Origin of the sequence: Streptomyces kanamyceticus (assembly GCF_008704495.1) — a bacterium.
Lineage (GTDB): Bacteria > Actinomycetota > Actinomycetes > Streptomycetales > Streptomycetaceae > Streptomyces > Streptomyces kanamyceticus.
The window spans coordinates 2645644-2659349 of sequence record NZ_CP023699.1 but is presented as its reverse complement, the minus strand read 5'-3'; the positions used below and the strand labels follow the sequence as shown (position 1 = coordinate 2659349).

The window sequence follows — 13706 nt, the reverse complement described above, 5'->3', positions numbered from 1 at the left end:
AGTTGTGCACAACTGAATGACGCGCGGTACTCTGCTGACATGGCAAACGGCGACGTGCACGAAGCGCGAGACGTACGAGACGTACGGGATGCACGAGACGTGCAAGACGTACGAGACGTACGAGACGAGGACTTCCTCCGTCTCGACCACCAGATCTGCTTCTCCCTGCACGCCGCGACGCGCGCGTTCAACGGCGTCTACCGGACGGCGCTGAAGGACCTCGGCCTGACCTACCCCCAGTACCTGGTGATGCTCGTGCTCTGGGAAGACGGCGAGCTGCCCGTCAAGCGGATCGGGGAACGCCTGCGCCTTGACTCCGGCACGCTGTCGCCGCTGCTCAAGCGGCTGGAGGCGACGGGGTACGTGGAGCGTCGGCGCAGCGCCGACGACGAGCGTTCCGTCACCGTCCGCCCGACCGGCGAGGGTGCCGCGCTGCGCGATCGGGCCGTCGGCGTGTACCGCGCGATCGCGGGCGCCACGGGCCTGGACCTCGACGAGGTCAGGGACCTGCGCGCCCGGCTCATCGCCCTGACGGAGGCGCTGGACGGGGCGCAGTCGGACCTCGACGCCTCGGCGAGCGCCTGCGGGGTGGCCGAATGATGTCCCCCGACGCGCACCGGACCGCGATCGCGGAGGAGAGTGCCAAGTTCGCCGAGGCCATCAAGGGCGCGGACTTGGCGACACCCGTACCCGGCTGCCCCGGCTGGACGCTGCTCGACCTGGTCAGGCACGCCGGAAGCGTGCAGCGCTGGTTCGCCGTGCTGCTGCGCCAGTCCGTCCAGGAACCGCCGCGCTCCCGCGATGTGGACCTGCGCCTTCCGGCGAGCGACGACGGCTGGCCCGACTGGCTCCTGGAGGGCGCTGCCGAGGCGGCGGACGTCTTCGGGGCGATGGACCCGGACGCCCCGATGTGGACGTGGGGTGCGGACGGGCACGCCAGGTTCTGGGTGCGGCGCATGCTGTTCGAGACGCTGGTGCACCGCGTCGACGCGGAGGCCGCGCTCGGGCTGCCGTCCACGATCGATCCCGCTCTCGCGGCCGACGGCGTGGACGAGTTCCTGGTCAACCTGCCCTTCGCCACGCCCTTCGCGCCCGGAGTGGCCCGGCTGCGGGGCACCGGCGAGACGATCCGCTTCCACCGCACGGACGCGCCGGGCGACTGGCTGGTCCGCCTCGCCCCAGACGGCTTCCGGGCCGTACGGGACGACGTGCGCGCCGATGTCACGCCGACGGCCACGGTCGGCGGCCCCGCCGCGGAGCTGCTGCTGCTCCTGTACGGCAGGACCGACCGTGCCGCGGCCGCGTTCGAGGTGGCGGGGGACGAGGCGCTGCTCGCGCGTTGGTTCGACAACTCCCGTTTCTGAAAGGGGAGTTGTCGAGCGCTGTCTTGAGGACCCGCCCGGACCTCAGTCGGTGATCGTCACACAGGGCAGCCCGACGCTGTCGCCGCCGCGGAAGCCCTCGGCGCAGAGCCGGGTGCCCGCGGGGAAGTGGCGCTGGGGGTACGCCTGGTCGCGGTAGGTCCGGAAGGCGTCGACGTCCTCGACCTTGGTGTTGGCGCTCCACCCGTCGGTGGTCCACACGCGCGCGGAGATCCGGTGGGGCTGGTTGGTGTTGATGACGGACACCTCGACCCGGCCGAGGTAGGTGCCCGAGTCGTACGTCTCGATGCAGACGGAGTTGTTGCACCACTTGCCGTCGGCCGCGGCGGGCGGCCCCGCGGCGAAGACGAGACCGAGGGCGGCGGTGGTCGCGCCGATACCGGCGACGATCTTGCGAAGGTTGGTCATGGCGTGCCCAACGAAGGCGCCGGACCCTTGTTACGCAGAGTCATCCTGCGGAGGGGCCCGGTGCCCTGGTACGGGAAGAGCTCGCCGCTGGACCGCTTGCGGGCCAGCAGGTCGACGTGGCCGTTCCCCGTGACGTCGCCGGAGGTGCTTGTCCTCCTCGCCGTCGGGGCGTTCGGTTCCTGGGCCGTGGTCGTGGGGTGGGAGAGGAACGATCCCGGGGAGATGGCTCTCCTGGGGACCTTCCTGCTCGCGCTCATGCGGTTCATGTGGCGCGCGGTCGTCCGGCCCCGGGTCGACGTGTACGCGGACGGATTGCAGGTCATCGGCTTCTGGGGTCGACACTGGATTCCCGGCGCCGCCATTCGCCGCATCGACGCCGAGGACGGCATGACCGTCACCACCGTGCGGGGGGACGAGATCCCGGTGTTCGGCTTCTCGCGGTCGCTGCTCGACCGTGGGCAGGCTGCCGCCGCGGCCGGGCAGATGCGCCGGGCGAAACCGGCCAGGCCGGGGCGTCCCGGTGAGGTCCCCGCCGTTCTCCGCGCTCCCGATTGGACCTGGGCCGACCTCCTCTTCGTCCCGATGCCCGTCCTTACGATCCTCGCCATGACCGGCGTCTACGGCACCTGGAGCTGACGCCCGGGCCGCCTCAGAAGTTCACCGTGTGCGGCCTCCGCGGCCGCGGTACCGAATGGCTCGGGCGCAGGGGAGCGGGGGAGGGCCACGGGGCGTCGGGGACGGTGTGTTCGACGTACTCGCCGTTGGCGATCGGGATGGCCGCGAGGTACTCCGCGGGCAGGTCGAACGCCTCGACGAGGGTCGGCAGGTGGGGGGCCAGCGCGGCGGTCGTCTCGTCGACCGCGAGGGGCAGCGCGCGGACGTGGTGCGCGGCGAGATGGCCGTCGGCGAGCAGGTCGCCGGTGTGTTCGCCGAGCCGCTTGAGGAGGAACAAGCGGCACAGGGACGTGAGCAGCGTGCGCGCCTCGGGTGATTCGGCGTCCGCGATCGCCCGGAGGAACGCGTCGGTCGCCCGCAGCCCCGCGTGCGCCGCGACCATCTGCAGGGCGGACGAGGACGCGGCGTTCCAGCGGCCCACCGGGTCGCCCGCGGGGGCCCGGCGCAGCGCGGTGCGGGTCCTGTCCTGCCACAGCGCCTCGGTCCGCGCGAGCAGTCCGCGCAGGAAGGTGAGGTCCGTCAACTCCTGTTCCAGGAGCGGGACTTCGGATGGCGCGACCGGCTCGGACTGGTGGTGGAAGACCATTTCGGCCGCCGCCTTCACCCAGATGACGAGGTTGTCGCCCTCGGCGGTGATCGCGCCCTCCAGGTTGAGCGGGAAGTCGGCGAGGCCGTTGACGGGGAAGAGTCCCTGGGCGCCGCACCGCTCCCGGCACTCGATCGTGATGTCCCGCGCCTGCCAGGTGATCCAGCCCTTGGCGACGGCCACCAGGCGCTCGGCCGACGCCCGGTCCTCCTCGGTGTGCCCGGCCCACGCGGCGGTCACCTCCCGGTGCAGGAAGGTCATCGCGTACGACGTGGCGAGTGCCTCGGCGAGCCTGCCGTGGTGGCTGCGGTGGGCGTTGAGGGGGACCCGCTCGCCCGCCTTCGGGCCGCTGATGTGGCGCTGTTCCGCGTACCGTACGGCGATGGCGAGCGCGGCGCGGGTGACGCCGACGGCGGCGCCGCTCATGCAGAGTTTGCCGACCGTGACGCGGCTGATGGAGTGCAGGAACCGCTTGCGGGGGTTGCCGAGGGCGCCGGTGACCGTGCCGTCGGCGCCGAGTCGGCCGTGCGCCCCTTCGAGCAGGGCCTCGCGCGGCAGCCTGACCCGGTCGAAGGAGGTCAGGCAGTGGTCGACGGGACTGCCCGTGCGTTCGGGCAGCCTGCGGACCCGGACGCCGGGCAGCGGCCCCGTCTCGTCGCTCAGCGGGGTCAGGAAGAGGAAGACGCCCTGGTCCTCGCCGTCCACCAGGAGCCGCGCCGCCACCACGGCGCTCTTGGGGCCGCCGGTGGCGCTGGTGTTGGGCATGAACTTCCGGGCCCCCGGGGTGGGGGTGTGCAGGATGAAACCGCCGGTCGCGGGGTCGAGTTCGGCGGTGGTCCGCAGGGCGGCCACGTCGTTGCCGTGGGCCAGCTCGGTGCAGAGGAACGTTCCTGTGCGACGCATCGAGGTGAAGTCGGAGAGGTCTCGGCCCGCGCCCGCGCCCGCGCCCGCACCCGGGCCGGGGTCGTGGTCGATGAGGCTGCCGAGGAACAGGTTGTAGTGGATGCCCGCGAGGGTGCCGAGCCCGCCGTCCACGACACCGGTCCACTCGTGCATGGCCGCGAGGCGCCGGGGATCGCGGGCCAGCTCCGCCGCGGAGTCGACCGCGTCGTCGAGGAGCCGCAGCCTGCCGTAGGACAGGGCGGTCCGCTCGGCGGGCGTGAGGTCGGCGCGGTGGCGGAACTCCTGTCTCGATATGAGTCGTTGCCAGGGTTCGTGGACGGTGGACCGGTGGGCGCCCTCGAAGAGCAGGCGGGTCAGGTCGTCCGCGGCGGTGGCAGGGGCCCGGGTGACGGAATCCTGAGGGCGCGTCAACAAGGTCACGTTTCTCTCCACATGGTGTCGAACGTGGTGGATGAAGAGGTGCTCTGTGCGGTGCCTGACTAAAGTTAAGGGACCAGCCGGTTTCTTTGTAAAGGCCCTTCAGCGGTCGCGGAGGTCACTCATCGCGTGACTGAAGTGGCCCGTGGTGACTGGCTGTTCCTGTGTCCTGTCGGTCCGCAGTGGTTCGCGGCCCGAAACGGCCGCGAGGCCCGCACGGTACCTCTCCGAGCATTGAAGAAACCAGGCAGTAGGTTTTATTCTCTCGGGGAGCCGCCAAGCGTCACCGGGGCACGGGGAAGGGCTCGGTGAGAGGTTCGCGGGCCGGTCGGCCCGCACGACGTGGCGCGGAGGTGCCCGATGGCACGGCAGGAACGGGCGATCAGGACGCGACAGGCGATTCTGGTCGCGGCGGCCCAGGTCTTCGACGAGGTGGGGTACGAGGCCGCGACCATCTCGCAGATCCTGCGGAAGTCAGGAGTGACCAAGGGCGCCCTCTACTTCCACTTCGCGTCCAAGGAGGAGCTCGCCCAGGGCGTGCTCGCCCAGCAGGTCGACGCGCTGCCGGTCGCCCCGCCGCAGGAGCTGAAGCTCCAGGACGCCGTGGACCAGGCGCTGCTGCTCGCGCACCTGCTCAAGAAGGACACCGGCGACCCGATCGTGCAGGGCAGCGTCCGGCTCACCGTGGAACAGGGTTCCGCGAAGGACGGCCTGGACCGTCGGGTGCCGATGAAGCAGTGGACCGAGCACACCCTGGAGATCTTCGAGCAGGCGAAGCAGGCCGGGGAGCTCCCGCCGCACGTCGACGTGGTGCGCATCGCGGAGCTGTCGGTGGGCGCGTTCACCGGGGTGCAGCTGCTCTCGAACATCATGAACGACCGCGAGGACCTGACCGAGAGGGTCGCCGACCTCTATCTGTATCTGCTGTCGGCCGTCGCGACCCCGGCGATCCTCGCCAGGCTGGACTTCGCACCGGAGCGCGGGGCGCGGGTGTACGAGGCGGCCATGGAGCTCGCCCGCGAACGGCGCGAGCGGGAGGACGACGTCCCCGAGCCGGGTTGAGCCGTGCGCGATCGCCCCCTGCCCTTTCCGTGACGTGCCGACGGGCACCTCATGGCCAACTGATCGGAGTGCACGATGGTCGAGGCCGTATGCCCGTACGCGCTGGACGTCTCGGGGAGCGATCTCGCCGGTGAGGCCGCGCGGCTGCGGACCGAGGAACCGGCGGTCAAGGTGGAGCTGCCCGGCGGCGTGATCGCCTGGGCGGTCGTCCGCCACCAGTACGTGAAGCGGCTGCTCACGGACCCGCGGGTGTCCAAGGACGCCCGGCTGCACTGGCCCGCGTTCATCGACGGGACGATCACTCAGGAGTGGCCCCTCTACCCGTGGGTGGCCAACGAGAACATGCTGTTCTCGTACGGTGACGACCACGCGCGGCTGCGAAGACTCGTCGCGGGGGCGTTCACCGCGCGGCGCGGCGAGGCCCTCAGGCCCCGTGTCGAGGAGATCGTCGCCGAACTCCTCGACGACCTCGCGGCCCTGCCCGCGGGGCAGCCCGTCGAGGTGCGCTCGACGTTCGCCAAGCAGCTGCCGATGCGGGTGATCTGCGAGCTGTTCGGGGTGCCCGAGGAGACCAAGGGTCCGCTGTGCACCCTGATGGACACGCTGTTCAGCACCTCGGTGTCGGCCGCGGAGATGCACGCGGCGCAGGTCGCCATCCACGGTCTGCTCGCCGAACTCGTGGCCGCCAAGCGGGCCGCGCCCGGCGACGATCTGACGTCCGCGCTGATATCGGCGCGCGACCACGGCGACGGCCTCACCGAGCAGGAACTCCTCGGCTCCCTCAACCTCCTGATCGCGGCGGGCGTGGAGACGACGAACACCCTGATCACCAACGCCGTCGGCGCCCTGCTCACCGACCGCCGCCAACTGGCGCACGTGCGCGAGGGCCGCGCCGACTGGAACGACGTGGTCGCCGAGACCATGGGGACGCGCGGCCCCGGCGGCTACTCGCCGATGCGCTTCGCCGTCGAGGACATCGAGATCGACGGCATCCTGATCGAGAGGGGGGACCCGATCATCGTCTCCTTCACCGGCGCGATCCTCGACCCCGACGAACACGGCGAGGACGCCGCCGTGTTCGACGTCCTGACGGCGGACCGCCGCGACACCATCGGCTTCGGGTACGGCGCGCACTTCTGCATGGGCGCGCCGCTGGCCCGCATCGAGGCGTCGGTCGCGCTCGCCGCGTTCTTCGAGCGCTTCCCTGGCGTCGACCTCGCCGTACCGGCCGACGAGCTCGCCCCCCTGCCGTCCTTCATCGTCAACGGCTACCGCGAACTGCCCGTGCTGCTGCGGCCCGCCACGGACTGACGCGGGCTGATACGGACTGACAGGGACCGACCCGGGGGATACACGGCTCATGAAGACGATCCGCATCGGGATCCTCGGCTGCGCGGACATCGCGCGGCGCCGCATGCTGCCCGCGATGGCGGCGCAGGACGATCTGGCGGTCGCGGCGGTCGCCAGCCGCGACGCCGCGCGGGCGCGGGAGCTCGCGGGGGAGTACGACGCCCGGCCCGTGACCGGCTACGCGGAGCTCCTGGAGCGGGACGACATCGACGCGGTGTACGTCCCGCTGCCCGCGGCCCTGCACGCCCGGTGGACCGAGGCGGCGCTGCGCGCGGGCAAGCACGTGCTCGCCGAGAAGCCGCTCACCACGTCGTGGCGGGAGACCGGGCGGCTCGTCGCCCTGGCCGGGGAGTGCGGCCTCGCCCTGATGGAGAACGTCATGTTCGTCCACCACTCCCAGCACGCCGCCGTGGCGAAGCTGATCACGGACGGGGTCATCGGTGAACCGCGCGCCTTCCACGCCGCGTTCGCCGTTCCCCCGCTGCCGCACGACGACATCCGCCACCGCCCCGAGCTCGGCGGCGGCGCCCTGTGGGACGTCGGCGTCTATCCGGTGCGCGCCGCCCTGCACTTCCTGGGCGAGGGCCTCGACGTACTCGGCGCCGCGCTCACCGAAGGTCCAGGGCGGGCGGTCGACACCGCGGGCACGGCCCTGCTGAGCACGTCGGACGGGGTAAGTGCCCAGCTCACCTTCGGACTTGAGCACGCCTACCGCTCCGCGTACGAGATCTGGGGCAGCCTCGGTCGGATCACCGTGGAGCGTGCCTTCACGCCGCCCGCGGAGCATCGCCCGCGCGTCAAGGTCGAGCTGCGCACCGGCAGCGAGGAGATCGTGCTGCCCGCTGACGACCAAGTGGCCGCCACCGTAAGGGCGTTCGCGGCAGCTGTCCGGTCGGGGGCGGCGCCGGATCCGGCCGTCGTCGAGCAGGCGCGGCTGCTGCGCGACCTGCGCGAGCGGGCGCGGGTGGTCCGCCGCTGACCGGGGCCCGTCCCGTCGGCCGGTCAGTCGTGGGGACGCAGTTCCGGCGGGAAACCGGTCCAGCGCAGCTCCGCGGGCAGGTGCCGCATGTCGTTCTGGAAGAGCAGCGCGGCGGGCTTGCCGGGCGTGTAACGGATGGCGGTCAGGGCCGCGTTGGCGTGGTTGAGGCCGAGCCAGCGCCACGCGGGGGCGTCGAGCGCGGCCCTGACGAGCCAGGCGATCAGGAAGTTGTGGGTGACGACCAGTTCGTGGCGGGGTTCGTCGCCGGGCACGGGTCCGGTGAACAGGTCCATGGCCGCGCGGGCGAGCGCGGGCCCCTCGTCGCGCTCGCGGGCGGGGAACCCGGCGAGCCGCTTCAGGGTCTCGTCGGCCGACTCCGGCGGCAGTTCGTCGCGCGTGGGCAGATACGGCAGGTAGTCACCGGCCGGTTCGCTCCGGTGGGTGGGGACGTGGTCGAGCTGTTCGCCGATCAGGCGGGCGGTCTGCTCGGCGCGGGGGAGCGGGCCGTGGTGGATGGCGGTCAGCGGGATGTCGCGCAGCCGTTCGCCGAGGAGCACGGCCTGGCGCCGGCCGTTTCCGGACAGGCCGCTCTCGTCCGGCGTGGCCTCGCCGTGCCGGACGAGGTAGAGGTGGCGCGTGGCGGAGGCGGCGGAGACGACGGGGGTGGCGGAGACGGTCACGGCGGGGGCGGCTCTCCCTCTGACAGTTGACGATCTTCGTACGGTAGGGGGAGGGACGTCCCCCGCCGCCCACCGGTTCCGCCGCCCGGCCTGTCCGTACAGTGGCGGAGCAGCACGAGCAGAGGAGCGCGACATGACCGCAGCCGACCCGACCTCCGCCGCCCTGAGCGGCCTCGACGCCGTCAAGGACGACCTCGCGGATCTCTACCGCGATCTGCACGCGCACCCGGAGCTGGCCTTCGAGGAGCACCGCACCGCCGCCGAGATCGCCCGCCGCGCGAAGTCGTACGGATACGAGGTCACGCCGGGCGTCGGCCGCACCGGCGTGGTGGCCGTCCTGGCGAACGGCGAGGGCCCCACCGTCCTGCTCAGGGCCGACATCGACGCGCTCCCGGTGACCGAGCGCACCGGCCTGCCGTACGCCTCCCGCACCGAGGGCGTGATGCACGCCTGCGGCCACGACATGCACGTCACGTGCCTGCTCGGCGCGTTGCGGCTGCTCGCCGACGCGCGCGCCGACTGGTCGGGGCGGATCCTCGGCGTCTTCCAGCCCGCCGAGGAGGCCGCCCTCGGCGCGCAGGGGATGCTCGACGACGGTCTCTACGAGCGGTTCGGCACGCCGGACGTGGTCCTCGGCCAGCACGTCGCGCCGATGCCCGCGGGGATGATCGGCGCGCACGCGGGCCCGGCGTTCGCGGCGACGGACGCGCTGCGCGTGCGGATGTTCGGCAAGGGCGGGCACGCCTCGCGCCCCGAGACGACGATCGACCCGGTGGTGATGGCCGCGTCGACCGTGATGCGGCTGCAGACGATCGTGTCCCGGGAGATCGCGGGCGGCGAGACGGCCGTGCTGACCGTCGGCTCGATCCGGGCGGGCACGAAGGACAACATCATCCCGGACGAGGCCGAACTGCAGATCAACATCCGCACCTACACGCCGGAGGCCCGCGCCAAGGTCATCGCCGCCGTCGAGCGGATCGTCAAGGGCGAGGCGGCCACCGCGGGCGCGGAGCGCGAGCCCGAGATCACGGAGATCGACGCCTTCCCCGTCCTGAACAACGACGCCGACGCCGTGGAGCGGACCATGGCCGCGATCGGGGCCGTCATCGGCCCCGGCCTGATCATGGACCCGGGCCCGGTCACCGGCAGCGAGGACGTCGGGTACTTCGCGACCTCCACGGACCCCGAGATCCCGCTCTGCTACTGGCTGTTCGGCGGCGCGGACCCGGCCGAGGTGCTCGCCGCGCAGCGGGCGGGCACCTTCGAGAGGGACATCCCCTCCAACCACTCGCCGCTCTTCGCACCGCTCGTCGAGCCGACCCTGAGCACCGGGGTCACGGCCCTGACGGCGGCCGCGCTCGCCTGGCTCGGCGGCCGCCCGGCACGGTGACGGGCGGCCGCCGACGACGGCGGAGGGGGAGGCGGGCTCAGCCCTTGTCCTCCAGGTCGCCCTCGGTCTCCAGGTAGGCCTGGCGGAGCGCTTCGAGCACCGCCGGGTCGGGCTTGGCCCACATGCCGCGCGACTCCGCCTCCAGGAGGCGTTCGGCGATGCCGTGCAGGGCCCAGGGGTTGTTCTCCTGGAGGAACTGACGGTTCGTCGGGTCCAGGACGTACGTCTCGGTGAGCTTGTCGTACATCCAGTCGGCGACCACGCCGGTCGTCGCGTCGTACCCGAACAAGTAGTCCACGGTGGCGGCGAGTTCGAAGGCGCCCTTGTAGCCGTGGCGGCGCATCGCCTCGATCCACTTGGGGTTCACCACGCGGGCGCGGAAGACGCGGGACGTCTCCTCGACCAGGGTGCGGGTGCGGACCGTCTCGGGGCGCGTCGAGTCGCCGATGTACGCCTCGGGCGCGGTGCCCTTGAGCGCGCGGACCGTGGCGACCATGCCGCCGTGGTACTGGAAGTAGTCGTCGGAGTCCGCGATGTCGTGCTCGCGGGTGTCCGTGTTCTTCGCCGCGACCGCGATGCGCTTGTAGGCCGTCTCCATCTCGTCGCGCGCCGGACGGCCTTCGAGGCCGCGGCCGTACGCGTAGCCGCCCCACACCGTGTACACCTCGGCGAGGTCGGCGTCGGTGCGCCAGTCGCGCGAGTCGATGAGCTGGAGCAGACCCGCGCCGTACGTGCCCGGGCGCGAGCCGAAGATGCGGGTGGTGGCGCGGCGTTCGTCGCCGTGCTCGGCCAGGTCGGCCTGGGTGTGGGCGCGCACGTGGTTCTGCTCGGCGGGCTCGTCGAGGGAGGCGGCGAGCCGCACCGCGTCGTCGAGCAGCCCGATCGTGTGCGGGAACGCGTCGCGGAAGAAGCCCGAGATGCGCAGCGTCACGTCGATGCGGGGACGGCCCAACTCCTCGTACGGGATGGCCTCAAGGCCCGTGACGCGGCGCGACGCGTCGTCCCAGACGGGGCGGACGCCGAGCAGCGCGAGCGCCTCGGCGACATCGTCGCCCGCGGTGCGCATGGCGCTGGTGCCCCACAGGGAGAGGCCCACGGAGGTGGGGTACTCGCCGTTGTCGGACTTGTACCGCTCAAGCAGCGAGTCGGCCAGGGCCTGGCCCGTCTCCCAGGCGAGGCGGGACGGGACGGCCTTGGGGTCGACCGAGTAGAAGTTGCGCCCGGTCGGCAGGACGTTGACGAGACCGCGCAGCGGGGAGCCGCTGGGCCCCGCGGGGACGAAGCCGCCGTTCAGGGCGTGCACCGCGTGGTCGAGCTCGGCGGTGGTCGCGGCCAGGCGGGGGACCACCTCGCGGGCCGCGAACTCCAGGATGGCGGCGACCTGTTCACCCTGGTCGGTGGGGACGGCGGACAGGTCCCAGTCCGCGTCGTCCATCGCCTGGACCAGGGCGCGGGCCTTGTCCTCGGCCTCGTCGGCGCTCACGCGCGTGGCCGCCGACTCGTCGAGGCCGAGCGCCTCGCGCAGGCCGGGCAGGGCCGTCGTGCCGCCCCAGATCTGGCGGGCGCGCAGGATCGCCAGGACGAGGTTGACGCGGTCGGCGCCCGCCGGGGCGGCGCCGAGGACGTGCAGTCCGTCGCGGATCTGCATGTCCTTGATCTCGCAGAGCCAGCCGTCGACGTGCAGCAGGAAGTCGTCGAAGCCGTCGTCCCCCGGGCGCTCCTCCAGACCGAGGTCGTGGTCCAGCTTCGCGGCCTGGATCAGCGTCCAGATCTGTGCCCGGATCGCGGGCAGCTTCGCCGGGTCCATGGAGCTGATCTGGGCGTATTCGTCGAGGAGTTGCTCCAGGCGCGCGATGTCGCCGTAGGAGTCGGCGCGGGCCATCGGCGGCACCAGGTGGTCGATGAGGGTGGCGTGCACGCGGCGCTTGGCCTGGGTGCCCTCGCCCGGGTCGTTGACCAGGAAGGGGTAGATGAGGGGCAGGTCGCCGAGCGCGGCGTCGGGGCCGCAGGCGGCGGAGAGGCCCGCGTTCTTGCCCGGCAGCCACTCCAGGTTGCCGTGCTTGCCCAGGTGGATCATCGCGTCGGCGCCGAAACCGCCGTCCGCGGCGGAGGCCGCGATCCAGCGGTACGCCGCCAAGTAGTGGTGCGAGGGCGGCAGATCGGGGTCGTGGTAGATCGCGATCGGGTTCTCGCCGAAGCCGCGCGGCGGCTGGATGAGGATCAGCAGGTTGCCGCGGCGCAGGGCGGCGAGCACGATGTCGCCCTCGGGGTCGCCGCCCTGGCCGACGCGGGACTTGTCGAGGAACATCTCGCCGGGCGGCGGGCCCCAGTGCCGCTCGACGGACTCCCGCAGCTCCGTGGGGAGCGTCGCGTACCAGCGCTTGTAGTCGGCGGCCGGGATGCGCACCGGGTTGGCGGCGAGCTGCTCGTCGGTGAGCCACTCCTGGTCGTGGCCTCCGGCGTCGATCAGCGCGCGGATCAGCTCGTCGCCGTCGCCGGAGACGAGACCGGGGATCTCGTCCGAAGGACCGAACTCATAGCCCTCGCCGATGAGCCTGCGAAGGAGCGCGACGGCGGACGCGGGGGTGTCGAGGCCCACCGCGTTGCCGATGCGGGAGTGCTTGGTCGGGTACGCGGAGAGCACCAGGGCCAGGCGCTTGTCGGCGGCCGGAATGTGCTTGAGGCGGGCGTGTCGTACGGCGATTCCGGCTACCCGCGCCGCGCGCTCGGCGTCGGCCACGTAGGCCGGGAGCCCGTCCTCGTCGATCTCCTTGAACGAGAACGGCACGGTGATCAGACGGCCGTCGAACTCCGGCACCGCGATCTGGCTCGCGGCGTCCAGCGGGGACACGCCCTCGTCGTTCTCCTCCCAGGCCGCGCGGGACCCGGTCAGGCAGAGCGCCTGGAGGATCGGCACGTCGAGGCCGGTGAGGGCGCCCGCGTCCCACGACTCGTCGTCGCCGCCCGCCGACGCCTCGGCGGGCTTGGTGCCGCCCGCCGCGAGGACGGTGGTCACGATGGTGTCGGCGGCGCGCAGCTCCTCGATGAGCTCCGGTTCGGGGGCGCGCAGCGAGGCAACGTACAGCGGCAGCGGGCGGGCGCCCGCGTCCTCGATCGCGCCGCACAGGGCGTCCACGAACGCGGTGTTGCCGCTCATGTGGTGGGCGCGGTAGTAGAGCACCGCGACGGTCGGGCCCTCGATGCCGGTACGGGCGGTGCGCTCGAGCGGGCCCCAGGAGGGGGCGGGCGCGGGCGGCTCGAAGCCGTGCCCGGTGAGCAGCACGGTGTCGGAGAGGAAGCGGGCCAGCTGCTCCAGGTTGGCGGGGCCGCCGTGCGCCAGGTAGGCGTGGGCCTCGGCGGCGATGCCGACCGGCACGGTGGAGGAGGCCATCAGCTGGGCGTCGGGGGCCTGTTCACCGGTGAGCACGACGACCGGCAGGCCGCTCGCGGTCAGCTGGTCGAGGCCGTCCTGCCAGGCGCGGACACCGCCGAGGAGGCGTACGACGACGAGCTCGGCGCCGTCGAGCAGCGCGGGGAGCTCGGCCAGGTCGAGGCGGGAGGGGTTGGCGAACCTGTAGTCGACGGGACCCCCCGCAGCACGGGCGCTGAGCAGGTCGGTGTCGGAGGTCGACAGCAGCAGAAGCATGCGGGCGCAGGCCTTCCTCGGGGTGTCCGCGCCCCGGGTGGTCGTGTTGGACGGCAGGAGTTCCTGGCTCACCCCACACGGGTGGGGCTCACAGTGGCGGGACCGCGCCGGATTCGCACCGGGCTTCCTCCTTCGGGTCCTGGTGGACCCACGCCGTCGCTGGCGTCGGCGGACCTGGCGGCCCGCCGCCTGCATAGTAAGTCCTGCCCAGGTCGCGGTGGGCGGCCA

11 protein-coding genes and 1 riboswitch are annotated in these 13706 nt (G+C 72.5%); of the genes, 7 read left to right on the top strand and 4 right to left on the bottom strand.

Annotated elements, in window-relative coordinates:
* Positions 1 to 39 precede the first annotated feature (39 nt).
* Complete coding sequence (locus CP970_RS10495) at positions 40 to 600, top strand: MarR family winged helix-turn-helix transcriptional regulator (RefSeq protein ID WP_079043570.1); 561 nt, start codon at positions 40 to 42, stop codon at positions 598 to 600.
* Entirely contained in the window at positions 597 to 1364 is a 768-nt protein-coding gene (locus CP970_RS10490; protein ID WP_055548422.1) for a maleylpyruvate isomerase family mycothiol-dependent enzyme, read from the top strand. The genes CP970_RS10495 and CP970_RS10490 overlap by 4 nt, the downstream gene beginning before the upstream one ends.
* 42 nt (positions 1365 to 1406) lie before the next feature.
* On the opposite strand, the gene CP970_RS10485 is transcribed toward CP970_RS10490, so the two are convergent.
* Positions 1407 to 1790: a hypothetical protein gene (locus tag CP970_RS10485; protein WP_055548420.1), complete on the bottom strand. Its 384-nt coding sequence runs from the start codon at positions 1788 to 1790 to the stop codon at positions 1407 to 1409.
* A gap of 60 nt (positions 1791 to 1850) precedes the next feature.
* On the opposite strand from CP970_RS10485, the gene CP970_RS10480 reads away from it, so the two are divergent.
* Positions 1851 to 2426 (top strand): hypothetical protein, encoded by a 576-nt coding sequence (locus CP970_RS10480; RefSeq protein WP_055548418.1) that lies wholly within the window; start codon positions 1851 to 1853, stop codon positions 2424 to 2426.
* A 13-nt stretch (positions 2427 to 2439) separates the two neighbouring features.
* Here CP970_RS10480 and CP970_RS10475 read toward each other — a convergent pair whose 3' ends face one another.
* Positions 2440 to 4374, bottom strand: a complete 1935-nt coding sequence (locus tag CP970_RS10475) for an acyl-CoA dehydrogenase family protein (RefSeq protein ID WP_276204653.1) — start codon at positions 4372 to 4374, stop codon at positions 2440 to 2442.
* Positions 4375 to 4731: 357 nt separating this feature from the next.
* On the opposite strand from CP970_RS10475, the gene CP970_RS10470 reads away from it, so the two are divergent.
* From CP970_RS10470 to CP970_RS10460, 3 genes are all read left to right on the top strand, one after another.
* Positions 4732 to 5433 carry a ScbR family autoregulator-binding transcription factor gene (locus tag CP970_RS10470; protein ID WP_055548416.1) on the top strand — a complete coding sequence of 234 codons (702 nt, stop codon included), beginning with the start codon at positions 4732 to 4734 and terminating at the stop codon, positions 5431 to 5433.
* A 75-nt stretch (positions 5434 to 5508) separates the two neighbouring features.
* Positions 5509 to 6744: a cytochrome P450 family protein gene (locus CP970_RS10465; protein WP_055548414.1), complete on the top strand. Its 1236-nt coding sequence runs from the start codon at positions 5509 to 5511 to the stop codon at positions 6742 to 6744.
* A 49-nt stretch (positions 6745 to 6793) separates the two neighbouring features.
* Positions 6794 to 7762 carry a Gfo/Idh/MocA family protein gene (locus CP970_RS10460; RefSeq protein WP_055548412.1) on the top strand — a complete coding sequence of 323 codons (969 nt, stop codon included), beginning with the start codon at positions 6794 to 6796 and terminating at the stop codon, positions 7760 to 7762.
* Positions 7763 to 7785: 23 nt separating this feature from the next.
* Here the strand turns inward: CP970_RS10460 and CP970_RS10455 are convergent, their stop codons facing one another.
* Positions 7786 to 8442, bottom strand: coding sequence for a histidine phosphatase family protein (locus CP970_RS10455; RefSeq protein ID WP_055548410.1), 657 nt, complete (start codon positions 8440 to 8442; stop codon positions 7786 to 7788).
* A 133-nt stretch (positions 8443 to 8575) separates the two neighbouring features.
* Here CP970_RS10455 and CP970_RS10450 point away from each other — a divergent pair, with 133 nt between their 5' ends.
* The gene (locus CP970_RS10450) at positions 8576 to 9832 is read left to right on the top strand and encodes an amidohydrolase (RefSeq protein ID WP_055548408.1); all 1257 of its coding nucleotides are present in this window, start codon (positions 8576 to 8578) and stop codon (positions 9830 to 9832) included.
* Positions 9833 to 9869: 37 nt separating this feature from the next.
* Here the strand turns inward: CP970_RS10450 and cobN are convergent, their stop codons facing one another.
* Positions 9870 to 13478, bottom strand: coding sequence for a cobaltochelatase subunit CobN (cobN, locus tag CP970_RS10445; protein WP_055548430.1), 3609 nt, complete (start codon positions 13476 to 13478; stop codon positions 9870 to 9872).
* Between the two features lie 35 nt (positions 13479 to 13513).
* Positions 13514 to 13651, bottom strand: a riboswitch (cobalamin riboswitch).
* Positions 13652 to 13706 lie beyond the last annotated feature (55 nt).

Excerpts from the sequence above, each read along its gene's own strand:
- CP970_RS10495 (WP_079043570.1), top strand. The coding sequence starts at position 40 with ATGGCAAACGGCGACGTGCACGAAGCGCGAGACGTACGAGACGTACGG.
- CP970_RS10490 (WP_055548422.1), top strand. The coding sequence starts at position 597 with ATGATGTCCCCCGACGCGCACCGGACCGCGATCGCGGAGGAGAGTGCC.
- CP970_RS10485 (WP_055548420.1), bottom strand. The coding sequence starts at position 1,790 with ATGACCAACCTTCGCAAGATCGTCGCCGGTATCGGCGCGACCACCGCC.
- CP970_RS10470 (WP_055548416.1), top strand. The coding sequence starts at position 4,732 with ATGGCACGGCAGGAACGGGCGATCAGGACGCGACAGGCGATTCTGGTC.
- CP970_RS10465 (WP_055548414.1), top strand. The coding sequence starts at position 5,509 with ATGGTCGAGGCCGTATGCCCGTACGCGCTGGACGTCTCGGGGAGCGAT.
- CP970_RS10460 (WP_055548412.1), top strand. The coding sequence starts at position 6,794 with ATGAAGACGATCCGCATCGGGATCCTCGGCTGCGCGGACATCGCGCGG.
- CP970_RS10450 (WP_055548408.1), top strand. The coding sequence starts at position 8,576 with ATGACCGCAGCCGACCCGACCTCCGCCGCCCTGAGCGGCCTCGACGCC.
- cobN (WP_055548430.1), bottom strand. The coding sequence starts at position 13,478 with ATGCTTCTGCTGCTGTCGACCTCCGACACCGACCTGCTCAGCGCCCGT.